This is a genomic window from Nocardia goodfellowii (genome assembly GCF_017875645.1).
Lineage (GTDB): Bacteria > Actinomycetota > Actinomycetes > Mycobacteriales > Mycobacteriaceae > Nocardia > Nocardia goodfellowii.
The window spans coordinates 370,312-389,484 of sequence record NZ_JAGGMR010000001.1 but is presented as its reverse complement, the minus strand read 5'-3'; the positions used below and the strand labels follow the sequence as shown (position 1 = coordinate 389,484).

The following is a 19,173-nucleotide window of genomic DNA, read 5'->3' as shown; positions in this document are numbered from 1 at the left end:
GCACCCCATGCGTGACAACGACCCAACCCCCGACGAACTCCGAGCCACCTTCGAAACCTTGCTCGCCGCCGTCTGCACCGGCGCCGCCGTCCCCTCCGACAACCCCCTCGACACCGAAACCGAAAACGCCCTCTGGTCCATCACCCACGCCTACCCCGACATCCCCCCCTCCCTCCTAACCACCGCCCGAACCACCTTCACCGGCCAACTCGACGGCACCAACGCCGCCGCCCGCAAATCCGCCCGCCTCCGCCTCTTCCAATCCCATGGGCTCACCTCCTAACTGCCGTAGTGAAAGTGCTGCCGGCGGCGGCGTGTCGAGAGCAATTCGACTACGCGGTTCGGGCGGCTATCGCGCCCAGGATGGGGGCGGTGAAGTGGTGGGGGTGGTGGTATACGTCGGTGGCGGTGGCGTAGTAGATGGTCCAGCCGGCGGTGGCGAGGGTGTTGTGGCGGGGGAAGTCGCGGTGGGCGGCGTGGGGGCCGGAATGCCAGGTGGCGCTGTCGTATTCGAGGCCGAGCTGCCAGGTGGGCCAGCCGAGGTCGAGGCGGCGTACGCCGGTCGGGGTCTGTACTTCGAGTTGGGGTTGTGGTTTCGGCAGGCCCGCGTCGATGCACCGTAGCCGGGTGCGGGACTCCATGGGGGATTCTGCGCGGCCGTCCGCGAGCTCGATCAACTCCGCGGCTTGGCGTACGCCACATCTGTGCCGATGTGAGGTCAATTCGTCAACCAGCGCAGCTCGTGAAATACCCTGCCGGAGGGCTGCATCCAAGGTTGCCAGTGCGTCCATTCGGGCAACGCTGCGCGCGATGTCGATCGCGGTTCGGGCGGAGCGGGTGGTGAGCACACCCCGCACCAGTTCCAGCTGCGCTGGTTCTACCCGGTCACCGTGCACGATCAGCCGTCCCGCTCGCGATTTCTGCACGCCCAGCACATGGGTGGCCGGATCGTCGAGCACCGAAAACCCGTGCAACTCCGCAGCGGTGTTGTAGCACGCCGCTACGGACAACGCCCCCATCGACAACCGCGCCGCCTCTACGCGCAACTGTGGGCACAGCGGTGTGTCCACCTCGCGATACACCCCGTGGAACACCTGCACCCACGCACCCTTGGCGATGCAGCCCCGCACTTCCGCCGGGGTGTACTCACCCAGCGCCTGCCGCCGGGTAAACACCCCGAACTGACTGTCCCGCATCACTCCCAACCCTCGCCGCATCCCAACACCATCCCCGACCCGCCGTCACCTCCCCTTCCCGCCACCAGCGGAAACGGGCACCCTGTGCACAACTCAGCCCCTGTGCATAACTCCCCAACATCCCACCGAGGCAGGAAGGTGTACCCAGTAGTCGAATTGCTGTCGACACGCCGTCATCGACCAGCAATATCCCAGGTGCTGCCGGAATTGGTGTCGCTAGTTTGCTCCTGGATGTCGGCAACTCCGGTGGCATGCAGAATCTCCCGTTCGGCGGCACCGCGGTGCGGTGGGTGCTTCGGCAGGAAGGCGGCTCTGCGGTCGAGGGGTCGGCGTGGAGCCGCTGTCAGATGGGTTCAGCCTTCTCGACTGTTCCTTCGGAGCCGAGGATCGGCCATGTCGAACAATTTAGGAGGGCCAGTTGCAACTGCGCTCGCATGTAGTACGGGAAGCGGGCATCACCTTGGCGACGACAGCGCGGTCGTCCATACGGCTGTCGTTCAGGAATATCCTGGTGCAGGAGTGGGTGGCGCGGGTTTGCTGCGGTGGGTGCTCGGTCTGCGGCAGGAATAGTCGGGGTGGTGCCGAAGTGAGTGATGCTGTTCGCTGCGGTGGCGCGCTCGGTTTCGGCCGGAATAGTCCGAGTGTTGCAGAGTCGGTGCCGCTGATTAGTGCGGCGGGCGCTCGGTTATCGGTAGGGACAGCCTGGTGCTGGAGTGGGTGTCGCCGGTTTGCTGCGATGGGTGCTCGGTCTGCGGCAGGAATAGTTTGGGTGGTGCCGAAGTGAGTGTCGCTGGGGCGGGTGCCCTCGGTTTCGGCAGGATAGTGCGAGTGCTGCCGAGTCGGTGCCGTCGATACAGCGGCGGAGCTCGGGTTTTCGGCAGGGCCAGCCTGGTGTTGGAGTGGGAGTCGCCAGTTTGCTGCGATGGGTGCTCGGTCTGCGGCAGGAATAGTCACGGGTGGTGCCGAAGTGAGTGGTGCTGTTTGCTGCGGTGGCGCACTCGGTTTAGGCCGGAATAGTGCGAGTGCTGCGGAGTCGGTGCCGTCGATACAGCGGCGGGCGCTCGGTTTTCGGCAGGAACGGCTGAGCCGGGAGGGCCGCCTTCTTGGTATCAGGCTGCTGCTTCGAGGCGATGAGCCGCTCCACCGCCGCGGTGGCGGCGGGGTTACCGGTGGCTGCTTTTCACAGCTGCTGAAGGGCGGAGGCCCAGTCCACCGTCGGGTCAGCTTGGTGCCGGAGTCGGTGTCGCTGCGGCGGCGCTCGGTTATCGGCAGGAATGGCCTGGTGCTGGAGGATGTGTCGCGATTTACAGCGGAAGGTGCTCGGTCTCGAGCGGCAGTATCCCGAGTGCTGCCGAAATCGGCGCCGCCGTTTCGCTACGCCCAGTCCTCGATCATCGGCAGGACCAAACCTGGTGCCGACGCCGATGCCCCCGGCACACGCTCGGTCAGGTCGACGAGGTGGGTTGAGGGGGATGGGTTTCCCAGCGGTAGCCGTAACCGCGGATGGTGGTAATAAGCTCTGGCCGTTGCAGTTTGGATCTGAGCGCTGCCATGTGGACGTCGAGGGCGCGGGAGATGGCGGCGAAGGCGTCGCCCCAGATGCGGTCCATGAGTTGTTGGCGGCTGACGGCGGAGCCGGGGCGTTCCACCAGGACGCGGACGAGTTCGAATTCTTTGTGGGTGAGGGTGATGGGGGTGCCGGCTACCTCTACGGTGCGGGCTTGCAGGTCGACGCGGACGTCGCCGGTGACTACTACCTGCTGAGCCGGGGCGGTGGGGGTGCCCGCGCGGCGGGTGACGGTTTCCAGGCGGGCGACCAGTTCGCCGACGCGTGGGGGTTTGGTCAGGTAGTCGTCGGCGCCCGCGCGCAGACCGCGGATGACGGCGCGTTCGCCGCTGCGGGCGGTGAGGATCAGCACGGGGACCGAGCTGACCTCGCGGAGTTTGCGCAGAACTTCCAGTCCGTCCATATCGGGGAGGCCGAGGTCCAGGATGACGGCGTCGTAGCGGTCGTGGGTGAGGAGCAGGTCGGCTCCGCGCCGGATATGGACCGCCTGATAGTCCTTGGCACGCAGCGCCGCGACTAGGGCGTCGCCGACTCCCAGGTCGTCTTCGACTATCGCAAGTCTCACGGAGCGATCCTCGCAAACCGGAGCTTATGCCCGCAGGCGTATGGCGTGCCGGGGGAGCGACGCACTCGAGACCTTGACATTTCCTTAGGGAAGTCACCGCTCATGAGCGTGACGAACGACCGGCTGGTAGGCGAGAATTCCTTCCCAGCTGCTTCCTTCGAAGGAGCCGTTGACCAGCACCCTGGTCCGCCAGCAGCATCGCGGCCTCGTCCAGCCCTACGAAGGCGGGTCGAGGTCCGCCACGGCGGCGCCGGAAATCCTCCTGAGGGGTGAGGGTTTCGGCTTGCCGGGGTCGCTTTCGGCATCCTGTGCCAGGATGAGGAACAGCAAGTCGGCTCTAACCCGTCGCCGCGAACCCCTCAGGAATCGGTGATCGGGTGCGTGGATGAGGAGATAGCTGCACCGTGACCAGTCCAGACGACGAGGCCCGCGACAACCAGGTCCCCGGCGATCAGCAGCCGAATCTCACGCCCGAACAGCGCGCCGACGAGGAGTTCCTGCAGGAGTTCCAGCAGGCTTTCGACGAAAACAGCGACAAGCCCGATGTGGAGTTCTCGCTGGGCGAACCCGCCGCAGCTGAACCCGAGGCGGTCGATCACGCTGAGCAGGCGCGGGAGATCGGGCACAATCTCGCTCGCGAACTCGCTACGGCAGGCCCCCAGGGTTGGTCCCGTTTGGACGCGGTGTTCGCCTTCACCTCGGTTGCCGAGGTCGCGCAGATCGTGTTCAGCGACGACGAAGAACGCTCCGTCCGGATCCAGCCCTCGGAGCCGGTGCTGGAGTTGGTGCGCCGACACCGTGCGGTCTCCGCGGAAATGGGTGACGGCCCGTGGTGGCGGCTGCTGCTCCAACTGACCCCGGCCGGCCAGCTGGAGATCGATTACGACTACGGCGACGAGCCGTTCCCGGACGATCACCTGTTCCCGGCCGAGGTGTATCAAGCTGACCTGCAAGAATATCCGCGTGATCGGCTGCCGGTGTGGTTGGCCGCTTATGTCGGCCACAACAACCGCCAGTCCCGCACGCCCGCCGAGGCGGCCGCCTGGGCGCGCGCGGACCGGGAATCCGGCGTGCGGGCAACGGTTTCCGAACGCGATTTCCCGGCTTTGCCGACGCTGTGGGCGCGCTGGTCGGTGATGGCCGCGGCGTTCGTCGCGGTCGGGTCCGAATGGGGCCCGCGGATTCTGCCTTCACTCGGCTGGTTCGAGGGTGCCAAGCGTGGCGGCTCGACCCTGTATCTGCTGCCCGGCGGCCGCGCCGTGTTCTCCGGCGGCGTGTGGAACGCACCCGCGCTGGATGCGGCTTACAACGGCGGCGATCCGCTGCCGAATCTGTACGCGGGGGCGCCGGAATGGGTAGCCAACCCGGTGTTGAATCCGCGCGCGGCCAGCGGCATGCTGTCGTTCTGCTATTGGTGGGAGCGCGGGCGCTGGCATCGCGCCGAGTCGCCCGCCGCGGATCGGCTCACCGAGGCGGTCCCCGGACTGTGGACCGCGGACACGGTCACCAATGTGATTGCGAGCCTGGTAGATCCGGAACCGTCCGATGGCCAGCGGGCCGCGGTGGCCACGCTGGTCGCGGCCGCCGAGGCCGGTATCGTCACCAGGGACACCCTGATCAGCGTGTTCGGTGATGACGGCAGTTTCGATCTGGACAGCGCTTTCTACCAGCTCACCATGGCCGGCGTCGCTTCGACGGTGCCGGAACCGATCACCGAGCAGACCGCGATCGACGAGGTGCGCCGCTACATTCAGGATCGCGACCTGGACACCACCGGCTATCCGCTGGATCAGTTGCGCGCCGACCGCATCAGCTGCGGCTTCATGGTGTACGTGCCCACCCAGCCGGGCGAGATCGCCATCGGCCGCGCACTCTTCTACGTCGCGGATGACGGTGTACTCGAACAGTCTTCGTCGTCCATCGCGCCGTCGCGGTACATCGAGGAGTTCGAGAAGCGGTTCCAGGAGCGCAACGGCCTGGTCGACGTCTAGGGGTTGCGGGTCTCCGCCCCGATTCCTAACGGGATCTTAGGCCAATCGTCCGCCGAGGGCAGGGTGCCGACGCCGCCTTGCTGTCAGAATGGACGAAATCTCTGTATACCAGAGGTTCTACGGTTGACGGCTGCTCCAGCTGCCGGAAACCGCACAGTTCAGCTAGATTTCGACTGCTAGCCCGCCGGGATTCATGCGAAGATCGGTGCGGGCCACACGGAATGGAGGTTCGCGATGACCGTTGAGAACACCGTCCACCTGCAGCAGAAGGCGGCAGTCGACACCGAGGTAGTTCACGCAAACCTGGACGCCGTCGCCAGGGAAATCCAAGATCAGCTGGACGCTCTCATTGCCATGGTCGGTTCCGACCCGGTTTTCGGAGCCAAGTTCACCGACGACCCGAACGGAATCAAGGCCCGGCTCCACGGCGCCCTCACCGGCACCAAAACGATGGCCAAGACCTGGGCCGAACTCGCCGACGGGCAGCGGAAGACCGCCGTGAACAAGCAGCGAGAGGAAGACGATCGCGTCGATCATCTCGAAGCCATTTGAGTTCCGAAGGTTGGTAGGGAGGGTCCGTGGGCCTAGCCCGATAATTGTGTGAGGTGGTGAGAAGATGGGCGCACGCGAAGACGCCGAAATCAATGAGTTGCTGGCAGATTTCCGCAGCCAGATGCAGGACATCGTCAAGATGCAGCAGCAACGTGTGAAGCTCACCGGCACGGCAACCACCAAAGACAAGCAGATTTCGGTGACCGTGAACGCCAACGGCATCGTCATCGAAACCAAATTCGGTAGTCACATAGACGAATACAGCTACGACGATATCGCGAAGGCCGTCACCCGGCTGGCACAGCAGGCTGCCGATGACGTCACCACCAAAACCGCGGAACTCGTAGAGCCATTGCGCGCCGAGCGCGACCGGCTGCCCAAACTGCACGAGGTAATTCCCGGCCTGCCCGACTTCCAGAGCGAAATACCGACTGAGCCAGAGGTTCTCCTTTCGCCACCGAATTCCCCGGATCGGGCCGACGACGATATGGTGTTCACCGACGTGGTGGACTACCAGGAGCGCGACGAGACTGGTAAGGGCGTCACCGACTCCGTCTGGTGATGCGCGATCGGTTATAGATGGGTTACTGGGATATTCCCCCCGAGCTTTCCTGGCTCGGCTGGGTGGCGGGCTCCGAGGTCTCGCACGTCGACCCGGACGACCTCGTCAAGATCTCCGCTATCCTGCGCGAAAAGGCTGATTACATCCGCGACGTCATCGTCGAGGATGCCAAGGCGGCCACCCGTTCTATGCAGGCTTCCTATCCAGCGGGTGCCGGCGGCGAGGCAATCTTCGCCTCGCTGGACCAAGTTATCGTCGGGGACGACCCGAAATACGGCTCGATCCAACTTATGGGCGATTCGTACGAGGATATAGCCACGGCGGTCGACGATTTCGCCGGCCAGGTCTTCGCCAATCATCTGAATACGATCATCGCGCTCGGCTGGCTGGCGGCCGAGCTGGCGATCGCCCTCGCGAGTGGCCCGGCCGGTTGGGCGGCTCAAGGACCCCTGATCGCCGTGACACAGGCGACAACGCGGTTCCTGGGCAGGACCTTGGCTCGCGCTATCGAACGCGCCCTCGGCCGGCGGTTCATTTCCGACCGCGCCCAGGAAGTGCTCGGCCGGGTCGTGTACGAAATGCTGCAGGAAGGCTTGGTCGAGATCTTCCAGGGCACGGCCCAGGAAGTCGCGGTGCAGGGCATCGTGATCGACCAAGGGCTGAATTCCCAAGGCTGGGACATGAAGGCGATCTGGCAGAACGCCTGGGTGTCCTTCTTCGCGGGTGCCGGCGGTGGTGGCGCCGGTTTCGGACTCAATCATCTGCTGCCGCGCGGACTGCGGACGCCAGGGATCGCGGGTGCGACCGGCGGTGCGCTGGTCGGTATCGGCGCGGGTATGGCGGGTGCTCTCGTCGCGGCCGGGCTGACCGGCGATTTCTCCTGGCACGGGCTTATCGGTGGCGGCATCTCGGGCGCCGGGCCGAGTGCGGTGTACGGCTGGCGTGGCCAAACCCAGCACAACGGCCCGGTGAACTTCAATGGTTTGGATCCAGCGCGAGTCGGCACCATGCCCGACCCCGGGACCGGGCCGGAAGGCACCTCGCCGCAGCAGGATGGCACCGCGCCGCCGCCGAACTCGGGCCAGCCGAACACCAACGGCGCGAATACCGGTGGCGCGAATACCGGTGGCGGAAATACCAACGGGGGACCTGGCACGACCCCCGCGGGTACCACCGATACCACCGCACCCGGCCAGGGCAACGGAGCGGCCCCGGCGACGAACACCCCACAGGCGGGTGCCGCCGATACCGGCGCCGGCAGTTCGGCTCCCGCGGGACCGCAGGCGAGTGCACAGACCAGCGAACCTGGCGCGAATACCGGCGATGCCGACGCGGCCGCGAATTCCGGTACAGGCAACGCTAATTCGGCAGTGCAGCCGGGCGATGCGAGTTCGTCGGGCGATCGGCCGGGTGCCGATACCGCGGAGTCCGGCGCGGGTGCGAACCAGTCCGCTACTCCGGGCGCAGCGGTCAACGAACCTGGCGTGGCGGCCAACGACGCGACTGCTCCGAGCAGTACCGGCGCCGACGTGGCAGACTCCGGCAACGCGCTGAGCGGTCCTGGCACCGACCCCGCGGGAACCCCCAACGCATTGAATGATCCTGCCGCGCTGGATGATCCGGCGCAGACTGCGGACCCAACCAAAGACCCGCTCGGTACGTCGCAAGCATCGTCATCGCAGTCCGCGACGTCTACCGACGCCAGCGGAAACCCCACGACCAGCGCTCCGGCGGCGGGAGCACCGGGTGCCGCGATGCCCGGATCCGCTGCTGCGCCGGGCGGTGCCGCGATGCCGGGCGCGGCCGCGCCAGGTGGTGCCGCGATGCCGGGATCCGCTGCCGCACCGGGTGTTTCGAATGCGTCCGGGTCGCCGAGTGCGACGTCCGGAGCGTCGAACGTCGCACCGGGTGCTTCGTCGCCCGCACCGGGCTCAGGGACGCCGGCTACAGGCCAGCCCGGCACCGCATCGAATGCGCGGCCCGCGCTGCCGGGCGAGGCGCGGGTGGGCGCGAACGTCAACGACGGCAGCAGCGCGCCGCCGGTTACCGCCGAGACGCCGGACACTGATACGTCGCTTACCGGCACGGCCGCGACGCCGGATACGGCCCGTGCGGGTGCGGCGGCCCAGGCCGGCTCGCCGACTGTCGGTACCGACCCGCTCAATGCTCGAGTCACGGATAACGAAGCGCCGCAGGCGAATACGCCGGATGCGGCCGACGGTGACAACCAGGTGCAACTGCCCGGCGACCAGGATCTCCAGCCCGACGCCGTGGTGGAACCCGACGACGAGCAGACGCCCGGGGTGGTTCTGCCACTACCGCCGATCGCGAGTGCCGCCACACCGAATGCCAATCGGGCCCCTTCAGCACCGGATTCCGATGCCGAAACCACCTCGGATCCAGCCACGCCGGAGCCCGACAACACCGCGGACCCCGATGCCGAGCCCGACAACACCGCGGACCCAGACGCCGAACCCGACAACACCGCGGACCCAGACGCCGAACCCGACACCACGGCGGACCCAGACACGAACCGCACCGACGACACCGACAACTCCGAGCCCGATCGCCAGGAGCCGCCGGCCCCGCGCCGTCCGACCGACGAGGAGATCAACCAGGCCGACGCCCTGCTGCGCGCTATCGACGAGAACCTGACGGCCTCGGATTTCCGGCCCGATCCGAACGCGTCCCGCACAGAGATCCACGATCTGGCCCGAGCCAACAACGAGCGCTGGAACGCGATCAACGACGTGGCCGAACCGCTGGGCCTTACTCCCGAGAAGGCCCAGCAACTGCTGATAGATGTCCATCCCGATGCGATCGGCAACGCTCCGGGTCTCCCGGATGCGGTGGTGGACGCGGCGAACCGCAAGCAGATGGACCGGGATCTGCACGATCTGATGGATCGGGCGGAGCTGACCCCCGCGCAGCGGCGGGACTTGGCGAATCTGACGGATCCGGCGCCCCGAATCGGGCAGTTGCTCGCGCAATCCAACCTGACCTCTGATCAGCACGCGCAACTGAGGCAACTGCTGAACGAACCGGGGCGTTCCTCCGGCAGACGAATCGGCAAGCTGCTCAACGACTCCGATCTGAACCCGAGTCAGGTGAGTGAGGTGCGCCGGCTCCTCGACCCGGCCAAGCACATCGACACGGTGCTCGAGCGCAGCAACTTGACTGCCGATGAGCACAAGCAACTGCGGACGGTGCAGAACGCGGTCCAGGGGCGCGCGCAGGCCGACGCGCTGGCGGCCGGTCTAGGGCCCGATGTCCCGGCCCGCGTGCTGTCCTACGATTCCGCCGCCTTTGGTGGAAGTGGCAGGGCCGCAATCGCTTTCGGCAATGCGAACACCGCGACCAATGTCGCCGTGCACGTGCCCGGCCGCGATATGAACCTGGGCGATGTGGTCCAGCTCGCGGCGAACGAGCACCGCGCCACGCTCGGCCGGCTGCGGCCGAACGAGTCCGCGGCCTCGATCGCGTGGCTCGGCTACGACCAGCCGGGCAAGCTCGCGGCCATCACCACCGGCCATGCCAAACGAGGCGCGGATCAGCTGGTGCGCGACCTCGGCGCGCTCAATGCGACGCGAAACTTCCTCGGGGAAAGCCCCGCGGTCACCACGATCATCGCGCACGGTTACGGCGTAGACGTGACGAAGGAAGCCGGGTACAAGGGCCGCCTCTCCGGTCTCGCCAAAGACGTTGCTCTGGTGGGGATGGCCGCCGACCCGGAAACCTCGCTGAAGACCAAGCGCCATTTCGGCGACGACGTCCGTGTTCATGTGCGCGATTCGAGCAGCGGGTTGCTCGAACGGTGGAACGGACCCGAGACCAACGCACCGAAGCCGCCGAACGATCTACCGATCGACACCATGTACCGGTTGGAGGACATTTCCTCGCACCGCTACGGCACGGCGGACTTCACTGCGCCAGAACATGATTCGAACACTCGGCAGCCCACCGACGGACGGCCGCCGCTGCGCGAGAACGGATGCGGCGAGCAGGCCCTGTGGATGGCGCAGGTGCGCACCGGGAATCCGACGATCACCCTCCCGACCGACCTCGGCACCGACGGTTTGGATTACCACACGCTGGAAGCGCATGCCGGTTCGCTGCTCACGCCGGTGCCGGCCAGGCGGAAGAAGTCGCAACAGGAGGCGATCGCCGACGCGCTCGCCTTCATGGGTGGCAACGCGGCAGCCATCGTCGTCGTAGAGGATCCTGATTTCCGGCCGCGCAGGCGTCTACGGCGCCGACCGGCTCCCGAAGGCCTCGGTCATCACGCGTTGGTCATGTACTACGACGCCGAGACCAGCAAGGTCATGGTGTACGACCCGCTGCGGAATCCCGAAGAAGTCTTCGAATTCGATCGCAACGACATCGCGCCCGCGTCGAAGACCTGGGTAATGCTTTACAACAAGGACGGTGTGCAAACCCGGCCGCTCTCGGACGAGGTCATCCGGCGATCGCTGGCAGCGGGTGCCGGTGGCCGCGACGAGGACGAGCTCAACCGGCTCATGCCCGGTCGGATCGGCGCCGACGACGGCCCTTCCGACCCGGTGCGTGACGTACGACGGCACCTCGACGAATTGCGGCGGCAGGAGGAGGAACAGCGCGCAGCCGACCCTGCGCAATCGGATCCTGCTCAGCCGCAGCCCGATTCGTCCCTGGACCCCGCCAACCCGGACCCTGCGCAGCCGACGCCGGATCCTGTCCAGCCGACGCCGGATCCCGCGCAGCCGATGCCGGATCCTGCCCAGCCCACTCCGGATCCCGCGCAGCCGATGCCGGATCCTGCCCAGCCCACCCCCGACCCCGCGCAGCCGATGCCGGATCCTGTCCAGCCGACGCCGGATCCCGCGCAGCCGATGCCGGATCCTGCCCAGCCGACGCCGGACCGCACGCAGCCGACGCCGGATCCCGCGCAGCCGACGCCGGACCCCGCACAGCCCACTCCGGATCCCGCGCAGCCGACGCCGGATCCCGCCCAGCCGACCCCGGACCCCGCCCAGCCCACACCGGATCCTGCCCAACCAACACCCACCCAGCCCGCGCCCGCACTGTCGGATGCCGAGATCGACCGCCTCACCCAACTGGCGGCGGCCCTCGGCCTGGGCGATGCGCTGCCCAACCTGACCGATCCGCACCGCGCCCTGGCCGATCTGGCCCAAATGGCTTGGGCCCGTGGATTCTTCGACCCCACTCCGGAGACCGGTCGCGCGGGCAAACTGATGGGCCCGGACGATCTGCGCCCGCTGAGCATGGACGAGCAATACCTGGGCGAGCGGTATTGGAACTATCCGCCGGATCCGGCCAACCCGGACCCCTGGTTCACCCGGCAACGTGACGAGGTGCGCGCCGATCCGTCGATCGACACCGACGACGAGGCGCCTGCGACGCCGAAAGTCACTCCGGCGGCCATTGCGCCGACCTTGATTTCCGCGCCGGCCGTCGCGCACACCCGTGCCATGCAAGTGGTGTCGCCGCGGGTGGCGCAAGAGCGACTGCTACTTCAGCTGGGATTGCGGGCCGCCGACGTGGATGTGGCGAACCTCGCGGAAACGATTGCCCAACAGCGCTATCGGACGATGTTGCGGGCCGCTGCGATCGAGGCGCTGGCGCAGACCATGGCGCGATACTCCGCAACCGACCCCGCGGTCAATCCAGCCGCGGATCCGAGCCAGCATGCCGATCTGGCGCGGATCGCCACCGAATGGACCAAACTGCTGCGGCTCTCCGCGACCGATATCGTTGTGGGGCAGCTCGACTCGACGCTCGAGCGGTTGCGTCAGGATGTGGCGGCTCGCGCGATCGCCTTGAACAATCTGGCCGACGTCGCCCAGGCGGTGCACGCGCTACCCGCCGAGGAGCCTTCGACAACCACACCGGCCGAAGGCGAAACCCGCCGTTACATCGCCGTAGTGGACGGCCAGCAGGTGCCGATGCTGCTGGTGGCCGACGGCGCGGGTGGCTGGCAGGTACGACCGGCCGCACCGCTGCCCGCGCCCGCCTTGCCGAACCCGGATTCGGCCGACCCGGCCGTGCGAGACAGCAAGAGGAAGAAACTGTGGCAGCAGCTACGGTCCATGCTGGGCACCCATGGCCAGGGCCGCCCCATCCAGTACGCCCTCGGCTCCGAGAACAACAGCGATTACTACAACGCGGGTGTCGCCTCGATCGAGGTGACCGCGGGCGACGCCGTGACCGACGTCGCCGGAATGAACTGGGACCCCGCCTTTTTCGCGCTGCAGGCGAAGAAGCTGTGGGACGGCCGCGAGCGCTTCGTCGCCATGCTGCGCGGCAACTTCGCCACCAGCACGAAGATCGGCGAGCCCCAGGCCCCGGACCCGATCGCGCCTGAGCAACGGCCTGGCTTCGCTGACGATGTGGTGCCGCCGGTCCCCGATGCGACGCCGCAGGGTCCGGCCACCGATGCCGACCTGGCGCTGCGCGGCTGGGTGCTCACCGAGGCGATCGACGCCAGGGAAGCGGCGCGTATCGCGCTGTACGAGGGAGCGGACCAGCTGGCGTTGCCGCTGCCCGATCTCACCCCCGACTCGGTGCGCAAAGCAGTCGACGAAGCGCGATACCGCGCCGTGCGGCAGGCTGCCGCGGCCGCGGCGTACGCGGAGGCGGCCGCGCGCTTCCATCACGAGAACGATCGCCTGCGATACAACTCGACCAACTACCTGCGGCCCGACCCGCTCGAGCGCGGTGTGGCCGAGGAGGCTCGGGCCGAGGGAGCGCTGCCTTTCGACGCCGCTGCCAGTGGTGTCAACAACAACCCGACGGCACTGAAGTTCTGGTACGACCCCGCCGGTAATCCGATCCCGCGCGCACGCGCGGCGTTCCAAAAAGCGTTGCAGCGCGATGAGGTCCGGGCGGAATTCGGTTCCTGGGCAAGCATGCTCGATATCGAATTGGCTGGACACAGTCCGGCCGACATCGCGCGCACGGTGACGGAATTGCATGATGCCGCAGATCAAATGGCAGAGCGTGCAGAAGAATTCGCGGATCTCGCGAATGCGTACACCGATGCCGACAGTGACTTCGCCAGCAAGGCCACCGAGATGGCGGAGCGGGCCGGGCACAAGTGGATCATCGATTCCGACGGTGAGGTGCTGGCTCCGGGCATCGGTCGGTTACCCGGCACTCCGCCGCGCCTGGTGGTGGTCAACGACGGGAATGATCACGACCGGCAATTGGCAACCGTGCTCGCCGATCCGCGTTTCGCCGATATCGCCACAGAGCTCACGAACGGCGCACTGGCACTCGAATACCGCGTCGCCTGGGCCGACCGTCATGGCGTATTGCATGTGGGCCAGGTGGATGCTCCGCGAATCAGTCACTACTCGGGCGAGGTGGCGGGCCGTCAGCTCGAGCTCACCATGGCTCGCGACGATGACGGCACCTGGCGGGTGATTCCGACCGAGGTGTCGATGACGCCGCCGGACAACGCGATTCCGGTGCCCGACCCCCGCACGATGTCGACCGCCGAATTGGTGGCCCAGGTCGAGGACGCGGCCGCCCGTCAAGACCTGTCTCTCGACGACTTGGCCCCGGACCGGGTCGACTCGGTCTTGGCTGCGGCACGCACCGCGAACGGCCTGCGGGCGGTGCGCATCGAGGCGCTCGCCGATCTGGCCCGCCTGCACGCCGATGTCGCCCGCTTCAACGCCTTCGAATACGCGCTGCACGACACCAAATTGCACCGAGACCAGTTGCGTGGCCGTCCGTTCGACGAGGTCATCGCGGAGCAGAAGGCGCAGAACCCGGGGCGCGCCGCGCAACTCGACAAGCTGGCCGGAATGCTCGCGAAGTATCCGGATCTGCTCGATTTCGACCCGAATCTCCACGACGCGAACGATCGGCCGCGCCCAGGCGGCGTGCCCATGCACCACCCCGACGCTCTAGATCAGATTTCCCCCGTAGTCGGTGATTTGGCGGACTTCCTGGCGCTCGCGCGCACCGGTGGCTCGCTGCCGGGTCCGACGCCAGGCATTCCCGACCCGGACAGCGACTGGGTGCGCCTGATGGGCACCGATATCGACAACGCCACCCCGGCCGAGGCGGCGGCGATCTACACGAAATTCCGTGCGGGCTTTCTCGACGTCGCCGCGGTGCGCACACCGGAGCAGATCGCCGAGATCTTGCAGGAGTTGCGCGCCGAGGTGCGGCAAGACGCCGCGGATATCGCTGCTCTAAACGCGCTGGCCGAGACCTACTACCGCCTGCCCAGCGGCGGCCGGCCCATAAACCATTGCGTGACAGACGCTTTCGATCGACTGCTGGCGCGGCATCCGAAGCTCGCGCGGAAGCCGTGGGAGATCCGGCCGTTCGCTGTGGACACCGGCCGCATCGGCGGTGTTCGAGGAGCTGAGATATCGGCGCACCTGGGCGACGCGGCTCCTGTGCGGATCCTGCCTACTACCGAGCTCAGCGCGCATGCCAGCCTGTTGACCACCGTTCGTGATCAGGGTCCGGGTGCGTCGGGCCTGGTGATCGATCAGCGTGCCACTGTCGACGATTACGGAGTCGGCGGTCACGCCTTCGTCGCTACCTATCTCGACCGCAACATCTTCGAGGTGGACGAGCAGCGCGTGTTCTTCGCCGGTACCGACGATCAGGGCCGCGAACTACTCTTCGTACTCCGTTCCGACCAGGACGTGCCGGATCCTGGACAGCAGCCGGTGACCTTGGCCGAGTTGACCGGTGGCACACCGGGCGAAACGATCGCCACCTGGGCAACAGTCATTCAGAACGACGCGTATGTCCCGAATCTTGGCGAACCCGGCCTGACGCTCGATCCCGACCTGCGCATCGGCCAGGACTCTCCCGTGGTGCGGCGGCCAGAGGACCCTGTGCATCAAGCGGCTCGGTTCTTCAGCGAAACCCCGAGTCTGAGCGAAGAACCCGACCCGCAGAGTCCGCCCCACCCACAGGGCCTGGAATACGGGCGGGCTCTGGCCGAACGTCTGGAACTCGCGGAAAGCCTTGGAGCGCTGCCGGATCCGCAGTCCGCGCTGCAGGAGATGGCGCAGATGGCCTTGGTGCGGCGCTTCCTCGACACCTCGGCGGACGGTCTGGGGAACCAGCACATGCTGTACCCGGCGAACTTCGATCCGTTGACGGCCGATGAACTCCACCCCGGCGAACGCTACTGGCGGTATCCGCCGAAGCGGCCTCCCGGCATGTCGGCGACCGACTATGTCGCGCTGCTCGACGAGTTCTTCGCCGAGCGCGACGCCACCGTGCTTTTCCAGCGTTCGGACGGCACGCTGCCCGATGAACAACTCGCGCCACCGCTGCCGGACGCGGACCCCAGCGCCATCGCCGGACCGCTGCAGTCGCCACCCACGCCCGCCGGAGCTCCGCGGCCGTTGACCGCCCAGCAGGTGCAGGAGTCACTGGCGGATCAGCTGGGTCTCACCGCGGCGCAACGTGATCCGTCGAACCTGGCGACTACAGTCGCCGGAGAGCGCTACCGAATTCTCCTGCGTGCCGGTGCCATCGAGGCACTGCGAACAGCCGTCATCCGGCGGGAAGCGGCGGTGGACCGCGACCAGCGCACCGAGATCGAACTAGTCCGAGACCATTGGGCGAACCTGCTCGGCGTACCGACGGACCGACTGGATCCGGCCGGCATCGATGCCACCCTGGCCCCGCTACGCGCCGAAACGCTGGCGCGTGCACAAGCGGTCGCGGACTTCGCCGATGTCACCCAGGTCATGCAGACGGGCAGCATGCCGGGCGACCCGGTGCGGATCGACCTGGAGGTCGGCGGCGACCGCGTCCCGGTCCGGCTGACTCCGGACGGATCCGGCGGCTGGCGCGTCGAACCGGCTGAACGTCTGGCCGCCCCGGAGGTGCCCTCGGCGGAAGTCGCCAAGGCTGCGGGGAAGAAGCCGAACTGGTTGCGGCGCACGTGGAATCGCCTGATGCAGCGAGATGTGACCAACCCGGTGCATCCGCCGTCGGAACTGGTTCCGGAAGGCCAGTCGGCCGCGGTGCAGGGCGTCGGACACGTGGTCGACAGCGACTTCTTGACGAACTTCGAGGCCAACCCGGCTCTGACCCTGCGCGAGTTGGTCAACCTCAAGCGCAATTGGCCGAAGATCTGGAATTTCCTGCGTAGCCGGCACACCTCGGCGGAATCGCACGGACCTGTCACACGGACCGGGGAGGTCTACGACTACACCCGCGATGACGCCGATCCGAACGCCCGCCGCGAGACCGAAGCTGAACTCAAGCGACTCGGCCTCGATCGATTCATCGCGAAAAAGCCCGCGACCCCGCAGCTTCCGCCTGCCCCGCCCACCCCGGTCGTCGATGTCTCGCTGGAGCCGAATCTGGCGGCCGACGCTGAGCACGACCCGTCCGTGCAGGCGCACGATGAGTTGGTCGAATGGGGCACGCACGTCCAGCAGGCCGCTCAGAAGCTGGATGCGCAGGCGCGAGCGCTGGCGGCGCTGGCGGGCCCGCTGGGTATCCAATTGCCGACGGAACTGACACCGGAGGCGGTGCAGGCCGCTGTCGATCAAGCCAAGTATCTGCTGGCCCGCCAGGCGGTTTCGACCGAGGAGTTCACCGCCGCGCTGGCCCGTTACGAAGCAGAGAACGCCGACATTCCATTCCGCACGGATGTCGATCTTTCCCATCTGCTCCCGGCGGCCGTTATCAACCGCCCGAGTCCGCAGGAGCGGTACGCGCTCGAGGTCGCGGCGAAGCTGGGCGGCCGTATCGGCACGCTCAGCTGGACCGGGGTCAACAACAACATGCAGGGCGGGCGCATGTGGTGGGACCTGTCGCATCGCGACACTCCCCAAGCCCGCAGGTTCAATGAGGAAGCGCTGCGCCGTCACCACATCCGTACCGAGGTCGATCAGCGAGCCCACCTGCTCGGCGTCGAAGCGACCGACCCGAACGCGTTGGCGGAGTTGCAGACTCGGCTTGCCGACCTGGAACAGAAGGTCACTGCTTTCGATGAGCAGGCAAACCTGTTCCTCGCCGCCGGGGATGATTTCGGCGCGCACGCCGAGATGATGGCGGACATCGCCGCCGCCGAATGGATTCAGACCCACGGCGGGCAGCTGGTCGACCCGGTCAACCATCCAGGCGTCGGCCTGGTCGGTTCGCCGGTGCGGCTGGTGCTGATCGGCAACTCACCGGACCGTGACGCGGTGCTGGCGAAAGTGCTCGCGGATCCGGCGAACGCGCGGTTGGTGGATCTGATCAACGATGGCCGGCTCGAGGTCGAATACCGGCTGGTGTGGCCGCGCGAGGCTCCGGACGGGACCTGGAAGGTGGCCACGGCCGTCGTGGGTTCGCCAGAGGTGAAGCATTTCTCGGGCGACTTCGACGGCCGGAATCTGACCGTCACCATGGTGCGCACCGACGGCGGGCCATGGCAGATCGTCACCGATCCGGCGCAGCCGAGCCGGCCGGCGATCGAACTGAACCGGATGTCGCGTGACGAAATCGAGTCGGCCATCACGGATTTGGTCGGCAGACTGCCGGTCGGACGGGTCGATCTGACGCCCGGACATGTCAACGCCACGCTGGATCGGCTGCGTTTCGACAACCAGGTCCGTGCCGTCCAGATCGAGGCCCTGGCCGAGTACGCGCGGATCCTGCACGACCTGGACGCCTACCACAAGCTCGACAGCACGCTGGACAAGTTGCAGGTGACTCGGGAGGAACTCGGCGCCGATCCCAAAGCCACCCTCGAAACGCTGAAGACGGCAAAGCCCAAGCAGGCAAAGGAGATCGACGCGCTGCTCGCACGTCTGGCGGCCGACCCCGAACTGTTCACCAGGGACCCGCGTGTCGCCGACGACATCGCCCCGATCCGCCACGCCGACGCACCCGCACACGTGGCCGCCCTGGTCGCCGACGTCGATCTGTTACGGGTGTACCTCGAACTGCGCGGTGCGGCCGCGGTGCCGGGACAGCCTGTGCCGGACCAGGATTGGGTTCGCCTGCACGGCGCCGACATCTACAGCATGACCGACGCGCAGGCCAAGGCGGCCTTCGGCAAGTTCAAGGCGGAGAAGTTCGCCGACCTGTTCGTGCGCGACCCCGCCGCGCTGACCGCGCTGCACGAACAGCTGCGCGCCGACGTCCGGCAGACCGCCTCCGAGATCGAAGCCCTTGCGGCGCTGGTGAATCACTACACCGACGAGATCGACTCGAATGGTCCGGCCGCGATCAACACCTGTGTCTCGGACTCGCTGAGCCGGATCTACGCCGAAGTAGGTGACGTCGTCGACGTCCCGGTCCCGGTTCCGGGCAATCTTTCCGGGCTGGCATGGCGCGACTTGCGGGTGCTCCTGCGCGGAGCTCCGATCGGTGGTTTCGACAACAGCGATGCCCGTGGTCATGCCAGACTCGTCGAGGCACTGCGCGCGCAGGGGCCCGGATCCCAGGCATTGGTGATCGACCAGCGATGGACCGCCGATCAGCACAATGTCGGCGGCCACCTCTCAGTCGTGAAATTCTTGGGCGGCAACCAGTACGAGGTGAATGGCCGGCGGGTCGCCTACGACGAGGTGGAGTCCAGGCGGACCGGGCTCGAATGGTTCATCACTCCGGACGGCCATCAGGTGTCGCTGGCGGAGTTGACCGGCGGTACTCGCTCCGAAACCCGCTCGACCTGGGCGGTCGCCTACGCCAAGGGCGCGGTGGTGCCGAACTTCGGCGACCAGAACGCCGCACCACCCGCCGACGATGTGCGATTCGGC

Annotated in this window: 7 protein-coding genes (1 of these 7 only partly in view); 5 read left to right on the top strand and 2 right to left on the bottom strand. The window is 67.1% G+C overall.

Annotated elements, in window-relative coordinates; translation table 11 throughout:
- The first annotated feature begins 7 nt into the window (after window positions 1-7).
- Window positions 8-283, top strand: a complete 276-nt coding sequence (locus BJ987_RS01610) for a hypothetical protein (protein WP_209884001.1) — start codon at window positions 8-10, stop codon at window positions 281-283.
- 49 nt (window positions 284-332) lie between these two features.
- Here the strand turns inward: BJ987_RS01610 and BJ987_RS01605 are convergent, their stop codons facing one another.
- Both BJ987_RS01605 and BJ987_RS01600 read right to left on the bottom strand, forming a co-directional pair.
- Window positions 333-1,196, bottom strand: coding sequence for a type IV toxin-antitoxin system AbiEi family antitoxin (locus tag BJ987_RS01605; protein WP_209883999.1), 864 nt, complete (start codon window positions 1,194-1,196; stop codon window positions 333-335).
- Window positions 1,197-2,641: 1,445 nt separating this feature from the next.
- Window positions 2,642-3,328: a response regulator transcription factor gene (locus BJ987_RS01600; protein ID WP_209883997.1), complete on the bottom strand. Its 687-nt coding sequence runs from the start codon at window positions 3,326-3,328 to the stop codon at window positions 2,642-2,644.
- A 404-nt stretch (window positions 3,329-3,732) separates the two neighbouring features.
- On the opposite strand from BJ987_RS01600, the gene BJ987_RS01595 reads away from it, so the two are divergent.
- The 4 genes from BJ987_RS01595 to BJ987_RS01580 form a co-directional block, all read left to right on the top strand.
- Window positions 3,733-5,319, top strand: coding sequence for a hypothetical protein (locus BJ987_RS01595; RefSeq protein WP_307869408.1), 1,587 nt, complete (start codon window positions 3,733-3,735; stop codon window positions 5,317-5,319).
- Window positions 5,320-5,553: 234 nt separating this feature from the next.
- Entirely contained in the window at window positions 5,554-5,871 is a 318-nt protein-coding gene (locus BJ987_RS01590; RefSeq protein WP_209883995.1) for a hypothetical protein, read from the top strand.
- A 64-nt stretch (window positions 5,872-5,935) separates the two neighbouring features.
- Window positions 5,936-6,433, top strand: a complete 498-nt coding sequence (locus BJ987_RS01585; protein WP_209883993.1) for a YbaB/EbfC family nucleoid-associated protein — start codon at window positions 5,936-5,938, stop codon at window positions 6,431-6,433.
- A gap of 17 nt (window positions 6,434-6,450) precedes the next feature.
- A protein-coding gene (locus BJ987_RS01580; protein ID WP_209883991.1) for a LuxR C-terminal-related transcriptional regulator crosses the window boundary here: on the top strand, window positions 6,451-19,173 show its 5' portion. The gene runs 38,895 nt beyond the window's last position; the window shows 12,723 of its 51,618 coding nt (coding positions 1-12,723); its start codon is at window positions 6,451-6,453; its stop codon lies off the right edge, out of view.